The sequence below is a fragment of the Pseudobutyrivibrio sp. LB2011 genome (assembly GCF_000701765.1).
GTDB lineage: Bacteria > Bacillota > Clostridia > Lachnospirales > Lachnospiraceae > Pseudobutyrivibrio > Pseudobutyrivibrio ruminis.
In genome coordinates, this window is sequence record NZ_JNJS01000001.1 from 726,461 (window position 1) to 746,011 (window position 19,551).

16 protein-coding genes and 1 tRNA gene are annotated in these 19,551 nt (G+C 39.3%); 5 read left to right on the forward strand and 12 right to left on the reverse strand.

The genetic code is table 11. The annotated features are described in order from the left end of the window. Positions 1–11: 11 nt before the first annotated feature. The 6 genes from T375_RS03375 to T375_RS03400 all read right to left on the reverse strand — a co-directional run bounded on the left by T375_RS03375 (position 12) and on the right by T375_RS03400 (position 9,048). Positions 12–3,821 carry a DNA topoisomerase III gene (locus T375_RS03375; protein WP_081821944.1) on the reverse strand — a complete coding sequence of 1,270 codons (3,810 nt, stop codon included), beginning with the start codon at positions 3,819–3,821 and terminating at the stop codon, positions 12–14. An 88-nt stretch (positions 3,822–3,909) separates the two neighbouring features. Continuing rightward, positions 3,910–5,268 (reverse strand): ATP-binding protein, encoded by a 1,359-nt coding sequence (locus T375_RS03380; protein WP_044934774.1) that lies wholly within the window; start codon positions 5,266–5,268, stop codon positions 3,910–3,912. A gap of 176 nt (positions 5,269–5,444) precedes the next feature. Further along, a complete protein-coding gene (gene asd / locus T375_RS03385; RefSeq protein ID WP_044934777.1) occupies positions 5,445–6,530 on the reverse strand; it encodes an aspartate-semialdehyde dehydrogenase in 1,086 nt (361 codons plus the stop codon). A 127-nt stretch (positions 6,531–6,657) separates the two neighbouring features. Continuing rightward, positions 6,658–8,058, reverse strand: coding sequence for an argininosuccinate lyase (argH, locus tag T375_RS03390; protein ID WP_044934780.1), 1,401 nt, complete (start codon positions 8,056–8,058; stop codon positions 6,658–6,660). 2 nt (positions 8,059–8,060) lie between these two features. Continuing rightward, positions 8,061–8,708: an epoxyqueuosine reductase QueH gene (locus tag T375_RS03395; RefSeq protein ID WP_044934782.1), complete on the reverse strand. Its 648-nt coding sequence runs from the start codon at positions 8,706–8,708 to the stop codon at positions 8,061–8,063. Then, positions 8,683–9,048 (reverse strand): hypothetical protein, encoded by a 366-nt coding sequence (locus tag T375_RS03400; RefSeq protein ID WP_049960270.1) that lies wholly within the window; start codon positions 9,046–9,048, stop codon positions 8,683–8,685. The genes T375_RS03395 and T375_RS03400 overlap by 26 nt, the downstream gene beginning before the upstream one ends. A gap of 158 nt (positions 9,049–9,206) precedes the next feature. Here T375_RS03400 and T375_RS03405 point away from each other — a divergent pair. The 5 genes from T375_RS03405 to T375_RS03425 all read left to right on the forward strand — a co-directional run bounded on the left by T375_RS03405 (position 9,207) and on the right by T375_RS03425 (position 13,079). Further along, a tRNA-Thr gene (locus T375_RS03405) sits at positions 9,207–9,279 on the forward strand. A 63-nt stretch (positions 9,280–9,342) separates the two neighbouring features. Beyond that, positions 9,343–10,410 carry an ABC transporter ATP-binding protein gene (locus tag T375_RS03410; protein ID WP_044934785.1) on the forward strand — a complete coding sequence of 356 codons (1,068 nt, stop codon included), beginning with the start codon at positions 9,343–9,345 and terminating at the stop codon, positions 10,408–10,410. Next, on the forward strand, positions 10,403–11,230 hold the full coding sequence (locus T375_RS03415) for an ABC transporter permease (protein ID WP_044934788.1): 828 nt from the start codon (positions 10,403–10,405) through the stop codon (positions 11,228–11,230). Before T375_RS03410 ends, T375_RS03415 begins: the two co-directional genes overlap by 8 nt. Beyond that, the gene (locus tag T375_RS03420) at positions 11,227–12,015 is read left to right on the forward strand and encodes an ABC transporter permease (RefSeq protein WP_044934793.1); all 789 of its coding nucleotides are present in this window, start codon (positions 11,227–11,229) and stop codon (positions 12,013–12,015) included. Before T375_RS03415 ends, T375_RS03420 begins: the two co-directional genes overlap by 4 nt. After that, entirely contained in the window at positions 12,012–13,079 is a 1,068-nt protein-coding gene (locus tag T375_RS03425) for an ABC transporter substrate-binding protein (RefSeq protein WP_044934796.1), read from the forward strand. The genes T375_RS03420 and T375_RS03425 overlap by 4 nt, the downstream gene beginning before the upstream one ends. Here T375_RS03425 and T375_RS03430 read toward each other — a convergent pair. The 6 genes from T375_RS03430 to dxs all read right to left on the reverse strand — a co-directional run bounded on the left by T375_RS03430 (position 13,076) and on the right by dxs (position 19,546). After that, positions 13,076–13,711, reverse strand: a complete 636-nt coding sequence (locus T375_RS03430; protein ID WP_155952411.1) for a DUF5688 family protein — start codon at positions 13,709–13,711, stop codon at positions 13,076–13,078. The two genes, T375_RS03425 and T375_RS03430, sit on opposite strands and share 4 nt — an antisense overlap. 141 nt (positions 13,712–13,852) lie before the next feature. Then, on the reverse strand, positions 13,853–15,532 hold the full coding sequence (recN, locus tag T375_RS03435) for a DNA repair protein RecN (protein WP_044934801.1): 1,680 nt from the start codon (positions 15,530–15,532) through the stop codon (positions 13,853–13,855). Positions 15,533–15,589: 57 nt separating this feature from the next. After that, a complete protein-coding gene (gene argR, locus T375_RS03440) occupies positions 15,590–16,042 on the reverse strand; it encodes an arginine repressor (protein WP_044934804.1) in 453 nt (150 codons plus the stop codon). Then, entirely contained in the window at positions 16,043–16,888 is an 846-nt protein-coding gene (locus tag T375_RS03445) for an NAD(+)/NADH kinase (RefSeq protein WP_044934807.1), read from the reverse strand. It lies immediately after the preceding gene. Further along, positions 16,888–17,685: a TlyA family RNA methyltransferase gene (locus T375_RS03450; RefSeq protein WP_033154266.1), complete on the reverse strand. Its 798-nt coding sequence runs from the start codon at positions 17,683–17,685 to the stop codon at positions 16,888–16,890. The genes T375_RS03445 and T375_RS03450 overlap by 1 nt, the downstream gene beginning before the upstream one ends. A 1-nt stretch (position 17,686) precedes the next feature. Next, the gene (dxs, locus tag T375_RS03455; protein ID WP_044934812.1) at positions 17,687–19,546 is read right to left on the reverse strand and encodes a 1-deoxy-D-xylulose-5-phosphate synthase; all 1,860 of its coding nucleotides are present in this window, start codon (positions 19,544–19,546) and stop codon (positions 17,687–17,689) included. Positions 19,547–19,551 lie beyond the last annotated feature (5 nt).

Consider the following 19,551-nt stretch of genomic DNA (forward strand, 5'->3'; position numbering starts at 1 on the left):
TTGTATGTAAATTACTTTGCATCTGAATAATTATCAAACTCAAACTCTGTTCTACATTCGTCATTGAGCTTAAGTCTCGCATCAAAGAATAAACCTTTTTTACTCAAAAAGCCAGATATAACATCAGTTTTCTTTTCCAGGATAAGCTTTTTGAATTGGTCTTCTGGAATATCTACGCCGGCGACCTTGCCTACATAGAACTGACAGCTGTCTACGTTGTCCCTGATGTTGTTCTTACATCTGTAGCCAAAGTGATTCTTTAAAATAGGCTCGCCACATTTAGGACATTTCAAACCTTCCATTACCTTTTCTTCGTCTTCGAATACAAACTTGATGCCTGATACTTTACCAGTTTCATCTTTATTTAAAGCAAGCTTCGCATCAAACTTTGTTCCCTTCTTAGACTTGAATCCAGATATTGTAGATGTGATGCCATCCTTTAAAAGCTCCTTTACCTGAGCTTCTTTAAGCTTAACGCCAGCAATCTGTCCAATATTAAAGCCACATGAATTCTCAGGATCATCCTTTTTGTAATTGCTACATCCGTAACCAAACGGAGTGACAACCACTTTGCCTCCACATACAGGACAAACTACATCCTTAATATCCTTCGCTTCTACATTATCAAAATCGAAGGTTACCTCTGATTTGCCTTCTTCATTTTTCTTAAGGACAAGGCATGCATCAAACTTCTTACCTGATTTGCCTTTGAAGCCACGAATAGTTTTGGTGTGTCCTTCTGTAAGAAGCTCTTTCACATCACCATCGCCAATCTTTTTAGAAGCAATCTCTCCTATGACAAAATTACATTTATTCTCTTTATCAAAGTACTTTTCACACGCAAAACCGAAGTTTGTCTTTATGATTTTATTGCCGCAATCAGGACAAACCACATCTGCCAAATAGTTAGGAGCCACATCATCGAAATCAAATACAAGCTCTGTACGACCTGTCTCCTCATTCTTTTTAAGAACAAGCCTTGCGTCAAACTTCTTTCCAGTCTTGCCCTTAAAGCCTCTAAGTGTATCTGACTTTCCTTCTTTAAGAATCTCGGTAACAACCTGCGAGCTGATATTCTTTCCTGCAATTGTCTTTCCTATATAGAACTTACATGAGTTTTCATCCTGGGCATTAAAATTTGCACAGCCATATCCGCTAGGACGAACAAGAATATCTCCTCCACAATCAGGACATTTAACATCTGGAAGCTTTTCAGCCTCAATTCCATCAAAGTTAAAGCTAAGTACCTTCTTGCCCTCTTCGTTTTCTTTTAATTGAATCTTAGCGCTGAACTTCTGATTAGTCTTTGACTTGAAACCAGTAAGCACATCAGTGATTCCATTATTAAGAAGTGTAGTAAGCTCTTCTAATGAGATTTTTCTGCCAGCGATTTCACCAACAGAGAAATAACACTGATTCTCCTCCTGGAAACGATGCTCGCATGCAAATCCATATCCAGTCTTTGCAATTCTTCCACCACAAACAGGACATTTCAAATCCTCAACATACTCAGTAGGTGTTTCAGAGAAATCAAAGCTAACGTTGAATTCACCATCTTCGTTTTTGCCTAGCTTAAGCACAGATTTAAATGGCTTGTTTGACTTACTCTTAAATCCTTCTATTAAATCTGTCTTACCCTCAAGGATGAGCTTTCTAAATTGCTCCTCAGGCAAGTCAACTCCAGCAATCTGGCCGATACTAAATCTACATTTAATTTCATCGTTAGTGTAGTTACTGCAGCCATATCCAAAGGATGTAGTGGTAAGCTCGCCACCACATGCTGGACAATTAATTCCAAGAGGCTTTCTTGTAGCAAGACCCTTAGAATCCTTACCAGTGAACTGATTAATATTAAGAGCAATAGTCTGAGTCAGGTCGGAATCTATCATGCTCTTTGTTTCAGTACGAATGTAGTCCTCTAGTTCTTTACGATAATCATCGAACTCTACAGAACCATTAATAATTCCTTCCAATCCCTTTTCCCAGTTGGCAGTCTGCTCTGGCTTTAAAAGAGATGGTGTAGTCAAAAGAACTACCTCGTAAATCATCTCGCCCAAGCGTTCAGGTGTGATGACCTGAGTCTTATTGTTTTGATTGAGATATCCGATTCGAACAAGCTTTTCAAGTATTTCGCCTCGTGTAGCAGATGTTCCAATACCAGTCGTTTTAATCTGCTCTCGAAGCTCCTCATCCTCGATTAGCTTTCCTGCGTTTTCCATTGCAAGAATCAATGAACCAGATGTATATCTCTTAGGTGGAGAAGTCTTTCCTTCCTTTAACTCGAAGCCATTTACATTGATGGAATCTCCAATATTAACCTGTTCTACAAAGGCAGCAAACTTCTCTTTAGAGAAATCATCCTCTGCCTCTTCGTTCTCATCGTCAGAATCGCCTGCATCATCCTTTTTATTCTTAGGGATGCCGGCAATTTCAAGGTATCCTGGCTTTACTAACAGCTTTGCTCCTGCAAAGAAGTATTCAGAATCTATCTTAACTGTGATTTTTACATTTTTGTATTCTGCAGGTGGATAGAAAATAGAAAGGAAACGACGAACAATAAGCTCGTAAACCTTTTGACTAAGAGGGGAAAGGTTTTCTATTCCATTGCACTGACCTGTAGGAATAATCGCATAGTGATCAGTAACCTTGCTATCGTCTGTATAGCTTGTCTTTTCAATGCCGATGTATTTTCTATCTGCAAGAATCTCATGAACATACTTTGCAGTAGGTCCGTAAGACTGAAGCTTGTTAAGGTTTTTATTGATTTCCTTTGCAACTGCTGTTGTAAGAACTCTGGCGTCTGTACGAGGATATGTAGTGTACTTTTTCTCGTAAAGCTCCTGAATAATATCAAGGGTTTGAGCCGGAGAAATCTTGAAGCGCTTAGAGCACTCCGACTGAAGCTCAGCCAGGTTGAAAAGCAAAGGTGCTTTTTTCTTTGAAATACCTGTTTCCTTATCTGAGACCTGGGCTTCTGCATTTGTTAAATCGTCTATTAACTTTTGAGCACTATCCTTTATTTTAAAGCCGTTACCCTTGTCGCCATACAACAAAGGAGATTCAAAATACTTGGATCCGTCAACAGCTTTCCACTCAGCCGGGAAATTAACATCTGAGAACTTACCAACTACTTTGAAGAAAGGATCCTCGTTGAAATTACGAATCTCTCTTTCTCTCTCAACTACCATACCAAGCACACAAGTCATAACTCGACCAATAGCAATTGCTGCATAGCTTGTGGTAGCTGCCGCATCGTTTATCAAACGGCCGTATTTAACAGATAAAGCACGGGAAAAATTAATACCAAGACTGTAATCCTCGATGGTACGCATAATACCAGAAGCTCCAAGCTTTGCGTAATCGCTCATTGGCTTTGCTTCATTAATACCGCGCAGGATTTCATCATCAGTCTGTGAATCAATCCAAACACGAAGCTCTGTCATGCCATCACGAACTCCACCATAATTACGGATGTTTTCCTCAATTGTCTGTCCTTCTTTTCCCGAGTCACCTGCCCAATATACAGTATCAATATCCTCTCTGTGCAAAAGGCCATTAACTACTTTGTATTGGTCCTTTGCAGATTCAACAACACCATACTTGTACTCAGTAGGCAAAAATGGCAAATCCTCAAGATTCCAGTTTTTATATTTAATGTCATACTCCTCTGGATAAACCATCTGAACCAAATGGCCATAGCACCAGCTAATGACATATTCATTATTCTCAATAAATCCGTTTTGATTTCCGGAAACCTTCAGCACTCTTGCAAAGTCTCTTGCAACAGATGGTTTCTCAGTGATAATCAATTTTTTGCCCAAACTTATTACTCCCTTGTAAAAATTAATTTTAGTTTTAATAATATTTAGAGCCCCTAGCCAAAGGCAAGGGGCTCTAAATATTATAACTTTATAGCTCCGTCATGTCCACCAACACAACAGATTTATTTTCTTTTGAAAGCTCAACTAATTTGTTGTCAAACTTAGTAGCTGAGAAAAGGAATATGGTGTTTGCAGTGATACGAGCTTGCTTCATAGAATCGAGAAGCTTTTCGTATGTTTCGTATCCCATAGTCTTCTCTGTCCAGTTGCAAATACCAACCACATTTTCTCTGTTAGTACTCTGACCGATTACATCAATTGTTCCTTCTTTACCAAGCCATGTACCAATTTTTACTAGCTTGATTGGTAGCTGCCCTACCATATTTAATAGATGTAAATATTCTCTACATACATCCACGAAGTAATTCTGTAAGTATTCATCCAAGCTTGGAGCAATAAACTTGTCATAGAAAGCTTCTGGTGTGTGTGAAATCAACTCTGATAAATGAGGATATACAAATGTGAACCAGAAATTTGTGTAAGGCTCAACAATTCTGTAAATACCTTTTTTTGTATTGTCCCATCCGCCTGTCTCAAAGGAAACAACCTTATCTATAACATCAAATGCTGCCAAGTTTTTCATATATACAGAAATCTTTGCTCTTGAATATCCTGTATCCTCAAACAAATCATTAAGCTTTTCATTGCCAGCTGCAATAGAACCTAAAATTGTGTTGTAGCAAGATAATTCTCTAAGCTCTGAAGAAATATATCCCTCAGCCTCCGAGTAAAGAAATCCTGTTGGAGATAATATATTTTCACAGACATTTGCTTTAATGCTCTTTTTACCATTCCATCTGTCAAGGTAATCAGAAACACCACCGATGATACCGTATGTGCTAACGCACTGAGCAACAGTGTAATTTGGAAAAGCTCTGACAATATCAAGGAATGAATGATTCTCAAGCTTGATAGTCTCATCAATTTCATTAATGGCATTTCCTGCAAATTCTGTAAAAGTGTTTTCAGACCATACTATCGAAGAACTAGCAATAATGATCATGATCTTGCCAGGATAAAGCTTTCTATTCTTTAAAGAAACAAGGCTTGAAAGCAAATCGTTATTCTTCTTGATAGCAAACTGAGCTTCATCAATAATAAACACAAGCTTAGAGCCATCTTTAGATTTGAAATTCTTGAAACACTCGTCAAAAGATTCAGATTCCATCTTTTTATCGTACGCAGATGCCATCTGATCATTAAGATACTTTAGCTGCTTGTTATCTGAGCATTGACGGCTACGGTAATATAAATAATCTTTGCCAGTTGTGAATTCATCTAAAACGGACTCACAGCCGCAGCCACGTCTGCCATATAAAAGCACAAGGTTGCTTTTATTCTCTTGGTAAATAGTTTCTAGCTTCTTAAGTTCGTTGCTTCGTGTCATGTTATTCTCCCAATAAAACGTCAATTCACTAAGTACGAGTACTATAATAACACAATTCACTTTAGCAGACTACACTAAAAAAGTATTTTATTTGAATTTAATTTATAAAATATATTTATATCCAATAAAAAAGGCAAGCACTAACAACTGTGCCTGCCTTAAAATCAGATTTTATACTATTTAGCTGTGATATAACCCTGTGCCTTAAGAAGCTCTGCACAAAGAACTGCACCACCTGCAGCACCACGTACTGTATTGTGTGACAATCCAACGAACTTCCAATCATAGATGCTATCCTCACGAAGACGACCAACATTGATGCCCATACCATTTTCGTAATCTACATCAAGTGCTACCTGAGGTCTGTTGTCCTCTTCCATGTAACGGATGAACTGCTTTGGTGCTGATGGAAGCTTAAGCTCCTGTGGTACACCAGAGAAGTTGTTGATTGCATCGATAAGCTGCTGCTTTGTAGGCTGTTTCTTGAACTTAACAAATACAGCTGCTGTATGTCCGTTAAGAACTGGAACACGGATACACTGGCTAGTAATCTTTACATCATCAGCTGGAACGATAACACCGTCCTTGATTTCGCCCCAAATTCTAAGTGGCTCCTTCTCAGACTTCTCTTCCTCTCCTGAGATAAATGGGATGATGTTGTGCTCCATCTCTGGCCAATCCTTGAAAGTCTTACCTGCACCAGAAATAGCCTGATATGTTGTAACAACAACCTCATATGGCTCGAATTCCTTCCAAGCTGTAAGAACTGGAGCATATGACTGAATTGAGCAGTTAGGCTTAACTGCAACGAATCCTCTAGTTGTACCAAGTCTTTCCTTCTGATACTTGATAACATCCATGTGCTGAGGATTGATTTCTGGAACAACCATAGGTACATCTGGAGTCCATCTATGTGCTGAGTTGTTTGAAACTACTGGAGTCTCAGTTTTAGCGTAAGCTTCTTCGATTGCCTTGATTTCATCCTTAGACATATCAACTGCAGAGAATACGAAGTCTACTTCTTTAGCTACTTCTTCAACCTCATTAACGTTCTTTACAATGATGTCCTTTACAGCTGCAGGCATTGGAGTATCCATCTTCCATCTGCCACCTACTGCATCCTCATAACGCTGTCCCGCAGAACGTGGTGAAGCTGCAATAGTTGTAACCTCGAACCATGGATGGTTCTCAAGTAGAGAAATAAATCTCTGACCAACCATACCAGTACCACCAAGAATTCCGACTCTTAATTTCTCGCTCATTTCAAACTTCTCCTTACTTTTGTATTTGTGTCGCGGACAAATGTCCGTCATTAGACTAGATTATAATCAAACTATATAATAAATGCAAGGAGAAATTAAACAAATTTAACAACTCCTTGCATAATTATTACTCAAAACTAAAATGTTCTGGAATATTCTTCATAAAATCCTTACATAACTGGATTTCATCTAGCATAACATCATGACCTGGAGCACCAACTGTAAGGCGCTTGTTTACGCAAGTCTCCATAGAAATCGCATCGAAAATATCTTCATCGAAAGCTTCAGAATAGCTTCTAAGCTCCTCTAAAGACATATCATCAATGGCAATCCCTTTGTCGATGCAAGCCAAAACGATTTGACCGATTATGCCGTGGGCATCTCTGAAAGGTACGCCCTTATTTACAAGGTAATCTGCCGCATCTGTGGCATTTGTAAAGCCGTTTCTAGCGCTCTTCGCCATCACGTCCTTATTGAACTTGATTGTAGAAAGCATACCATCGAAAAGTATTATGCAATCCTGAACTGTCTTCATAGCGTCGAAAGACATTTCCTTGTCCTCCTGCATGTCCTTGTTGTAAGCAAGAGGTATGCCCTTCATTGTAGTAAGAAGGGACATCAAAGCGCCATAAACACGGCCTGTCTTTCCACGTACAAGCTCAGCAATATCAGGGTTCTTCTTCTGAGGCATGATAGAGCTTCCTGTAGAGAAGGCATCATCAATCTCGATAAATCGATATTCATTACTATTCCAGATAATGATTTCCTCTGAAAAACGAGAAAGATGCATCTGGATAGTACAAAGTGCTGATAAGAACTCGATAAGATAATCTCTGTCAGAAACACCGTCCATCGAATTAAGTGTAGGTATTTCAAAACCAAGGAGCTTTGCAGTCATATCTCTATCAAGAGGATATGTGGTGCCTGCCAAGGCGCCAGAGCCCAATGGACAAGTGTACATTGATGAGTTGATGAAAGCTAAGCGCATAACATCTCTTTTAAACATCTCGAAGTAGGCTCCCATATGATGGGCAACTGTAATTGGCTGAGCCTTTTGAAGATGTGTAAAGCCTGGCATGATAGTGTCGATGTTTTCTTCCATGATGCCAAGAATTGTATTTAAAAGGTGTTCCAAGGCTTTGGCTGTAGAGTTGACCTGCTCTCTTGTGTAGAGCTTCATATCAAGTGCAACCTGGTCATTTCTGGAACGTCCAGTATGGAGCTTCTTTCCAGCATCTCCGATTCTATCAATCAGATTTGCCTCTACAAAACTGTGTACGTCCTCGTACTCAGATGTTATCTGAAGTGCACCAGACTTAACATCAGCTTCGATTCCATCAAGACCAGCAAGAATCTGATTTTTCTCATCATCTGTGATAACACCAACAGATGCCAACATAGTAACATGTGCTCTGCTACCTCTTACATCCTGCTCGAAAAGCTTTTTATCAAAATTGATAGAAGCATTGAAATCGTAAACAATTTGATCTGTAGCCTTGGTGAATCTTCCACCCCATAACTGCGCCATAACTAATCCTCCATACTTGCCTGTTGTTTCTGTAACTGTCTGTCTCTATAGGAATAGACGCATCCGCAGTAATCCTGCCTATACATGTCGTATTCCTTTGAAAGCTCAGTGCTTCGCTTATACCCTTCCCTCTTTTTAAAATCACTTGGAAGCCAAGGTATCTCAAGCTCTTCGGCAATTTTCATGCCGATTTCATTAAGCACCTGGGAATCTTTCATTGGTGATATTGTAAGCGTTGTTGTGAAAAAGTCAAAGCCTTTTTCTTTTGCAACCATTGCAGTACGTCTCAAACGAAGATCATAACACTTGTGGCATCTAGCACCTTTTTCCGGCTCATTTTCAAGGCCTTTGGCAATTTCATAGAAGCTGTCCTTGTCGTAATCACCCTCGATAAAAGCAACTGGATGCTTAGTAGGAAATTCGTTGATAAAACGCTGTTGCTCCTTTACACGATGATAATACTCTTCATCTGGATAAATGTTTGGGTTGTAATAAAAGACAGTAACATTGAAATACTGTGAAAGATACTCAATGCAGTAGCTACTACAAGGCCCACAACAGCTATGTAACAATAAAGAAGGCACTTGGCCTTCTTTTTCTAAGTTCTCTATTAATTTATCTAGCTTATTTTGATAATTTTGACGAATCATAACTTGACCAAATATATAAAAAAACAATTGCAAATATATAAACACATGCCATAAGGATCATGAAAGGTACCTGAGATGCCATGATACCGCAGACAATCTGAGCAATGATGACAAGTCCATGAATCCAAATAGGAATTTTATTGAGGCAAGCAGCAAGAGCAGCCTCCAAAATAACCATCACGCAAGCTACTACCACGTTGATTTTGAAAGCAACGATTGAAACTACAATAGCAAAAATTGCGAAAATTCCAAGGGCTATAAGTGTAATTAAAGGAAGATTTTCTTTTGAAAAGAACTCCTTAATGTTAAATGCAGGTAAATTTTTCTTTTTAGTTTCCATTTTAAATCCCCACTAATAATAAATTTTGGTACATGTGTCATTATAATAAAACATATTGATTTTCTCAACATTTTAATTGAGTTTTTAATTGATTTTTTCCAACCGTTATATTACACTTAATCTCGCATGGATTAAGGCTATATAGGCTTTTTTCATAAGCTCCGATAGCTCAGTTGGTAGAGCACCTCACTCGTAATGAGGGGGTCGTCAGTTCGAGTCTGATTCGGAGCTTTTATTTTACCTACACTACTATGGGTAAAGTAAATGTTATGAATGTATAAGGAGGATGATTAATTGGAATTTATTCAATTCGATCACGTATCAAAAAGCTACGGTAAGCAGCTGGTTCTTGATGAGCTTGAACTCTCTGTAAAAGAGAACTCTTTCGTGACTCTTTTAGGTCCATCTGGCTGCGGTAAAACAACCACTCTTCGTCTTTTAGGTGGTTTTGAAAAGCCTGATTCAGGCAAAATCTATTTAAATGGTAATGATATCACTGCACTTCCAGCAAACCTTCGTCCAATCAACACGGTTTTCCAGAAGTACGCACTCTTCCCTCATATGACTATTGAGGAAAACATTGCCTTCGGATTGAAAATCCAAAAGAAATCAAAAGAATATATCGACGACAAAATCAAGTATGCATTAAAGCTTGTTAACCTTGATGGATTTGAAAATCGTTCAATTGATTCTCTTTCTGGTGGTCAGCAACAACGTATTGCCATTGCACGAGCTATCGTTAACGAACCAAAGGTTCTTCTATTAGATGAGCCACTTGGTGCTCTCGATTTAAAACTCCGTCAAAGCATGCAGTACGAGCTTATGAAGATTAAGCAGGAGCTTGGTATCACATTCATATATGTAACACACGACCAGGAAGAAGCCCTTACAATGTCAGACACAATTGTTGTTATGAACCAGGGCTACATCCAGCAGATTGGTACTCCAGAAGATATCTACAACGAGCCAGAAAACGCATTCGTTGCCGACTTCATCGGAGAAAGTAATATTATAGAAGGAATCATGATCAAGGATGAGCTTGTTTCATTCCTTGGAGTTCAGGTTCCTTGCGTTGATAAGGGATTCGGAACAATGAAGCCTGTCGATGTTGTAATCCGTCCAGAGGATGTTGAGCTTGGCAAGCCAGGCGAAGGATTCATGGATGGCGTCATCACAGATTGTCTCTTCAAGGGCGTTCACTACGAATTAGATGTACAGTGTGGCCAGTACGAATGGTTAGTTCACACTACAAAATACTTTGAAGTTGGCCAGCATGTTTCATTAAATGTTATTCCATTCAACATTCAAATCATGAACAAGCCTGAGTCTGAGGATGAGGAGGTACTTAAGGAGGATGATTAATAAGCTACGCACTAGCTTTCTCGCCATGCCTTATGCAATATGGGTGTTGATTTGCACCATCCTTCCTTTGTTTTACATCCTTGGCTATGCCATCACAAATGGCGATGGAGGCTTAACTATTCATAACCTTACAGCTATAGCAGATCCAGTCCACTTAAAGTCACTTGGTCTGTCTATTCAGGTTGCGTTTATCACTACCGTGATTTGTCTAATTATGGCATATCCAGTAGCTTTGATACTTCACAACCTGAAAATCACAAATAAAGGATTTATCGTATTTTTGTTTATACTTCCAATGTGGATGAATTTCATGCTTCGTATTCTTGCATGGCAAAACATCCTTTCAAACAACGGAATTCTAAACAGCATACTTACAGCACTTGGGCTTCCAACAGTCCACATCCTTTATACAAAGGCCGCAGTTATCCTTGGTATGGTATATGATTTCTTGCCATACATGATTTTGCCAATTTACAACTCACTTTCAAAAATAAGTGACGATGTAATCGAAGCAGCTGCCGACCTTGGTTCAAACTGGTTAAACACATTTATCAAAATCACAGTCCCTCTCTCACGAGACGGAATTATATCAGGAATTATTATGGTATTCGTACCAGCCCTCTCATCTTTCGTTGTTTCCAACTTACTTGGTGGAGGAAAGGTATTATTAATCGGAAATGTTATTGAGCAGGAATTTACTCTAGCTAGAAACTGGAACTTAGGATCAGGATTATCAATCATCCTTATGCTTTTCGTTCTTGCATCAATGAGCATCATGAACAAGCTTGATGATTCCGAGAATGGAGGTATGCTTCTATGAAAAAAATCAAAAAAGGCGCCTCTACTCTATACTTAGCATTAATATTTTTATTCTTATATGCACCAATACTTGTTCTCATAGTTTTATCATTTAATAATTCTATGTCGCGAACAGTATGGGGAGGATTTACCATTCAATGGTACCTTAATCTTCCTTCCAACGACACTATCATGGATGCTTTGTTTACTACACTTAGAATCACACTTTCTTCCAGCATCCTTGCTACTGTCCTTGGTACATCAGCAGCCATCGGTATCAACCGAATGAAAAAGCGTCATGCAGCTATTATGCTAGGAGCTACAAACATACCTCTTTTAAATGCAGATATCGTTACAGGTATTTCACTTATGCTTCTGTTTACACGATTCTCATCACTTGGAGAGTTTTCAGTTGTACTTGCTCATATAGCATTTTCAGTTCCATACGTTATTTTCAACGTTTTGCCAAAGCTTCAATCTATGTCTGATGCCTGCTACGAAGCAGCTATGGACTTAGGAGCCACACCTTGGTATGCATTTTGTAAAGTAATTTGGCCAGAAATCTTTCCTGGAGTGCTTTCAGGATTTTTGATGGCATTTACAATGTCACTTGATGATTTCACAATCACATACTTCACAAAGGGAGCCGGAGTCAACACCCTTTCAACTATGCTTTACACAGAGCTTAGAAAAGGTATTCAGCCAGAGCTTTACGCCCTTTCAACTCTCCTCTTCCTTTTGGCATTCATTATGCTTATAGCAACAAACTTTAAAGGTTCTAAAAAGGAGGTATCAGCTAAACGATGAAGAAAAAGCTTATTATTATCTGTAGCCTCCTGTGTCTCACTTTTACAAGTTGCTTTTCATTTACAGCTTGTGGCAATGATGCAGCCAGCGATGACACATTAGTTGTTTTAAATTACGGTAAATACATTGAGGCAGATGTTTTGAAGCGTTTCCAGAAGGAAACAGGAATCACTGTTAAATACGAAGAGTACGAATCAGTTGAGGATATGTACGCTAAATACAAGGCCGGCTCAATCAATTACGATGTAATCTGTACTTCAGACTACATGATTGAGACACTTCGTGAAGAAGGCGAGCTTATCCCTATCGATTACAACTCTCTTCAATACTACGAAAACATTGACCCAACTATCATCGAAGCGTCAGAAGCCTTCGACCCAACTCACAAATACACTGTCCCTTACTTCTACGGTACGGTAGGTATTCTTTACAACACTGAAAAGGTTGATGAAGAAACAGTTAGCAGTTGGAATTGTCTTTGGGACCCAGAATACAAAAATCAAATCGTTATGATTAACTCACAGCGTGATGCATTTATGGTTCCACTTAAGCTTCTTCAGTACAATATCAACACCACTAGCAAGGCTGAGCTTGATGAAGCATTCGATATGCTTTGCAACGAAAAGCAGTATGTTTACGCTTATCTAATGGATGAGACATACGAATGTATGGTTTCAGAAGATGCTGCAATGGCTGTATGCTACTCCGGTGAAGCTGCTATGGGTATGGAATACAATGACAAGCTTGCTTACACAGTTCCAAAAGAAGGTGGCAACCTTTGGATTGATTCATGGTTCGTTCCACGTACCTGCAAGCACTACGATGCAGCAATGAAATGGATTGATTTCATGTGTGAGGAAGAAGCAGCCACTGAAAACTTTGAATATGTTTGGTATGCTACCCCTAATCTCACAGTAGCCGCCAACGAAGACGCTGAAACACTTGCAGATGAAACAGTATTCCCTACTAAGGAAACTCTCGCTCGCTGTGATTTATACAACGCCTACGATGACGAAACATTAGACTACACTACTACTCTTTGGAAAAAGCTTAAGGCATATTAGATTATGCAAATAGCGTTGTTCTCTAAAGAATAATAATACAAACTGTCAGATAGAATATCTCCTTCAGGAACTTCATTTTGATTAACCATCGAAATCATTTCCTTTAGGTCATCGATTCCTATCTGGCAGTTTTTCATTTCTCTATAAATCAAAACCTCATGGACTGAACAAGGTATGATGAATATATTTGAATTCATCTTTTCAGCAATATCCTTAATCACATCCTTATATAAAATTGCAGATGCACCATATGTCCCCAAACGATTAGATAACACCTGGAGTGGAATAAATCCATCTTCTATTGCGGCAGCATCATACATATCTTCTGCTCCCGTAATCTCTGCAATTGTAGAGAAAATCCCCTGATATTTAAGTCCTAAAATACGCTGAGTATTTACACTGGCTGCATTCATCAAATCAGTAACACTAAGACCAAGCATAAGCATATGCTCATTATTTAGCATGAACCCCTTAAACTGCTCCTCATTGTCACTTGGAAATAAATAATAAAACACAATAGCCAAGTCCAAATATTCCACATGCGGTACAGTTTCTAAAAGCTCCTGATTCTTCTCCTTGTTCATGAGCTTATATATAATACGAGTTTTAGCCTCCTCAATGTCCTTAAACATAAGGGCAAAATCAATTCGATCAATATTAATTTTTTCAGCAATCATAATTAAATGATATAAAAAGTATTGGGATTTATATAAAGAAAAAATGATCCGCATGTTTCCATGCGGATACTAATATATCAAGATTCATTTTTAAAATCAAGCTTTATTTTTATAGCTGTTTGCCAACTCTTTCATTTCCCTGGCGTTTGTAAGCACAGCCTCTGTAATAGCGCTACCACCAAGCATTCTAGCAAGCTCTTCGATAGTGTCGTTGTCATAGAGCTTTTTAATACCTGAAATGGTATGGCCCTGCTCGACGTTCTTTTCAATGAGGAAATGCGTATCTGCCATTGCCGCAATCTGTGGCAAATGAGTGATACAAATTACCTGGTGATTGTCTGCTACAGTAGAAAGCTTCTCAGAAACAGCCTGGGCTGTTCTACCAGAAATACCAGCATCAATCTCATCGAAAATAAGAGTATCAATTCCGCCACCTGACGCAAGAACAGTCTTGATTGCAAGCATGATACGGCTCATTTCACCGCCTGAAGCAATATCCTTAAGTGGACGAAGTGGCTCACCTGGGTTTGTACAAATCATAAACTCACCACTATCAAAACCATCTGCTGTGTAGTGATCAAGCTTTGTAAGATGCATTTCGAATTCGGAATTGAGGAAGTTCAAATCGCTCATGGCTTCCTGCATCTTTTTAGAAAGATCTGCTGCGCACTTTCTACGGATATCGGAAAGCTTCTGACAAAGCTCATCAAGCTCCTTTGTAGCAACATCAACCTTGTGCTTCAATTCTTCCAGGTATTCATCAAAGGATTCAAACTTTGCCTTCTTTTCCTGACGAGCAGCAAGCTCCTCTAATACAGCCTCGATTGTGGTACCGTATTTGTCCTTGAGTCTGTTGATTTCATTGAGACGAAGCTCCACCTCGTTGAATCTGCCAGCATCAAAGGATGCATCAGACATGTAGCTTGAAAGCTCTCTGTTGAAATCCGAAATAATGCTATCTGCATCATTGAGCATTGAAAGAAATTCTGATGCTCTATCATCAATTCCTTCTATATATCGTATATCCGATATTGCAGAACTAATGGCATCTGACACACCGCCATCTCCTGCCATTGCTTCATGGGCTCTACCAAAATATTCCATAGTGCGGCTAAAGTTTGAAAGACGCTTATACTCATCCTCAAGCTCTTCATCCTCACCAATTTTTAAATTTGCAGATTCGATTTCATTTATCTCATGTTCCAAAAGAACAATTTCTCTTTCCTTTGAAACATCACTTTGCTTTGCTTCCTCAAGCTCCGCAGTAAGTGCTTTATAATTCTTGTAAGATTCAGCGATTTTATCTTTTAAATCGCCAATTTCATTTTTAGCAAACTCATCCAAAAGCTCCATATGGCGCTTTGTGTTAAGAAGTGACTGATGTTCCTTCTGTCCGTAGATATCAAGTAACAACGCCCCAACTTCTTTCATCTTTGCAGCTGGAACCTGTTCACCATTAATCTTTCCAACGGCGCGAGATTCAGTGATTCTTCTAGACATAATCACCTCATCATCGTATGGCTCCACGCCCATTTCTCTCAGAGCTTCCTTTGTGCTTTCATCATTGATAAGGTACACAGCTTCCACAAATGCCTCAGAATCAGCATCACGAAGGAAATCCTTTGATGCCTTGTCTCCAAGACTTAAATGAAGTGCTCCCAAAATGATAGATTTACCTGCTCCGGTTTCTCCCGATAAGATATTAAGCCCCTTAGAAAAAATAATCTCCTCTTCATCAATAAGGGCTAAGTTTTTAACGTGCAAACTAGCTAGCATTTAATTCTCCTTTTCTATGCCCGCGTTTCTGTGTAAAAGGATCCTTGCACCAACCTTTTATTTCTCGATGATTCGTTTTAGTTTCCCCATTAAAACGACAGTATCATCAATGCTTCTGACAGCGCACATAATAGTATCATCACCAGCAATTGAGCCAACTATTTCTGCAAAATCCATATGGTCTAAGGCAGCCGCAACAGCCATAGCCATACCTGAAACAGTCTTGACAACTAAAATATTCTGGGCGTTGTCCATTGAAACAAAACCATCCAAGAAAATACGAATGTACTTCTCATTCATATCGTCCTCGGTAGTTTTGTATGCTACGTAACGAAGCTTGCCAGCTGCATCAGCAACCTTTGTCAGCTTCATTTCGCGTATATCTCTGGAAACTGTAGCCTGTGTGGCGTTAAATCCAGCTTCCTCAAGGCGAGCTGTAAGCTCCTCCTGAGTTCCTATTTCATTTTTTACTATTAACTCTAGTATCTTTGCCTGTCTTTCAATCTTCATTTAAATCTCCTGCATCCTAGCTCGAATACGTTCCAAGAAATTGACGTTTTCTAACATAACCATGTTGGATGTAATCTTTGAACGATGGATTTTTAAAACTTCACCCTTTTTGAGGATTTGTCTAAGTGTTCCATCGTAAATAATGTTTGCTTTTGGCTCGTCCTCTTCGTGACGAGCCTCTATACTAACTTCAACCTCATCATTTGAGGCCAAAATAATGCTACGGGAATTAAGTGTATGAGGGTTGATAGGTGTCAAAACAATGCAATCTGCATGAGGGCTCACAATTGGTCCGTTAGCAGAAAGATTGTAAGCAGTTGAACCTGTAGGTGTGGAAACAATCAGTCCATCACAATTGTGGGAATACAGCTGAATTCCGTTGACCTTGACTGTCAGGTTTAAAACAAAAAGCCCAGCAGCATCAGATGCAACTACAATATCATTAAGAGCTCTAAAACGATTGTCAGCATCACTCGAACAATCGCCCTCAAGCATCATTCTCTCATCTATCTTATAATTGTCGCTAAGTAATTGATCTAAGCAGTGCTCAACATTATCAACTGTCATATCGCAAAGATAGCCCAGGTGACCGCAATTAAGACCAACGATAGGCACCTTGCGATTTGTAACATTCTGAGCAACCCTAACAACAGTTCCATCACCACCAACAGTAATGATGCACTCAATATTGTCATCAACTGTTACCTGTGTTTCGGAGCTATCCGGGCAAGTATCTAAATCGAGAATGCACATTCCGCCATGTGCCGAAATATAATCTCGAATAAGGTTGATATATTTTTCATGTAAATCACTAAAAGATCTTGCAACAATTAAGAAATTCTTCATTATTTGTCTAAGCTACCATGTGCAGCTGCTACCGTTGCAGCAACATCAATAGCATCCCCCTGTTTTTCCTGTGTTGATATATGAATGAGGTATTCTATGTTTCCTTCTGGTCCCTTGATTGGGGAATATTCCAGATGAAGTACATAAAATCCAATTTCTTTTACAAAATCAATAATTGTATTAATAACTTCTTCATGAACTGCTGGATCACGGACAACGCCCTTCTTTCCAACCTTTTCACGTCCAGCTTCAAACTGTGGCTTGATAAGGCAAACCATTTCAGCATCATCCTTAAGAAGTGCCTTTGCTGGACCAAGTACCTTTGTAAGACTGATAAATGATACATCAACTGAAGCAAAATCAAGCTGCTCGCCGATATCTTCTACAGTGACATATCTGATGTTTGTCTTTTCCATGCAGACTACCCTAGGATCTTGACGAAGCTTCCAAGCAAACTGTCCATATCCAACGTCTACAGAGAATACCTTTGTAGCTCCATTCTGAAGCATACAATCAGTAAAACCACCAGTAGATGCGCCGATATCCATGCATACCTTTCCATCTAAGGAAATATCAAAGTGAGTCATAGCCTTTTCAAGCTTAAGACCACCACGGCTAACGTATTTCAGCTGCTGTCCGTGGATTTCGATATCTGCATCTACATCTATTTTAGTGCCTGCTTTATCCTCTCTGTTTCCTTTAACGAAAACATTGCCTTCCATAATCATGGTCTTGGCTTTTTCACGAGAAGGAGCAAACCCTCTATCTACTAATACTATATCAAGTCTTTCTTTCATATTACTTTCCTAATTTTTCTAATATACGCTGTGTAATGGACTCTGCATCCATGCCAAGCTCTTTAAACAGAAGTGTAACACTTCCATGTCTAACAAACTCATCTGGAACTGCTATTTTAAGGACCTGACCATTATAGCCATTGTCATCAAGATAAGCCTGAACCTGCTGGCCAAAACCTCCGGTAATAACATTTTCCTCTAATGTAACGATTAAATCGTATTCATTTTTGATTTTATCCAGATACGCCTGATCAAGTGGCTTTGCAAATCTAGCGTTGCAGATACCTGCATCGATTCCCTGAGCCTTAAGAAGCTCTTCCACTTCCTCAGCCTTCTTTACCATGGAACCAAGAGCAAATAGCATTACCTTTGAACCAGCCTTTATCTCCTCGGATTTGCCAAGGACGATTTCAGCTCTATGCTCCTTTAATCCGCAGTATGCCTCGCCTCTAGGGTATCTGATAGCGATTGGGCCATCATAAGCCACTGCAAATTTCATCATATCTGAAAGCTCCCATTTATTCTTTGGAGCCATTACTGTCATGTTTGGCATAGATGTAAGGAATGAAACATCGAATATACCCTGATGTGTGCTTCCATCTGCGCCAACAAGACCTGCTCTATCAATTGCAAAAATCACATGAAGATTTTGTAAGCAAACATCCTCAAGGATTTGGTCGTATGCACGCTGTAAGAATGATGAATATACGGCAAAAACAGGAATACGACCGCCCAGTGCCAATCCGGCAGCAAAGGTAACTGCGTGCTCCTCGGCGATTCCAACATCAAAGAATCTGTCTGGGAACATATTTCTGAAACGCTTTAAGCCAGCGCCCTCTGCCATAGCTGCAGTAATAGCAACAACCTCTGGGTTACGATCTCCCATCTTACGCATTACAGTTGAGAAAACATCTGTGTATCCAGGATTTGGATTGCGCATTGGAAGTCCTGTCTCGATTTCAAATATATCTGTACCGTGGAATCTGGATGGATGACGCTCTGCTGGCTCGTAACCATTACCCTTTTTAGTAATGACGTGAACAAGCACAGGTCCATTGATACCCATGGCCATATTGAATGTCTCCATCATGGCTTTGATATCGTGGCCATCAACCGGGCCAAGATACATAATTCCTAAATCCTCAAAAACCATATTAGGAACCATAAGAGACTTAATACCATTTTTTGTGCTACGAATCTTTCTAATAATGCGCTCACCATTTGGCCAGCTTTCCAAAGATGATAACACGTTGTTTTTCAAGCCAACGTATTTTGAGCTGGTACGAAGACGCTCAAGATTGGTAGACATACCACCTACGTTTTTAGAGATGGACATTTCGTTATCATTAAGTACGATAAGGAAATTAGACTTCTTTAAACGAGAAGCATTATTCAAAGCCTCGTAAGCAAGTCCGCCAGTAAGTGCTCCATCACCAATAACTGCGCAAACCTTATAGTCATCACCTGCTAAATCCCTTGCCATGCAATAGCCTAAAGCTGCAGACAAAGATGTAGAGCTGTGACCTGTATCAAAACTGTCGCAAGGACTCTCCACTCTTTTAGGGAAGCCACTGATTCCATCGTACTGACGAAGATGGTCGAATTCATTTGCTCTACCAGTAAGAATCTTGTGAGTGTATGCCTGATGACCTACATCCCAAACAAGCTTATCCTTTGGGAAATCAAGAAGCATGTGAAGAGCAATTGTAAGCTCAACAGTTCCAAGATTGGAAGCCAAATGACCACCAGTCTTTGATAGATGCTCAATAAGAAAGCTTCGTATTTCTGCAGGAAGAGCTAAAACTTCTTCCTCTGTTAAATTCTTTATATCATTAGGTTGCTTTATTTTTTCAAGAACCATAATCG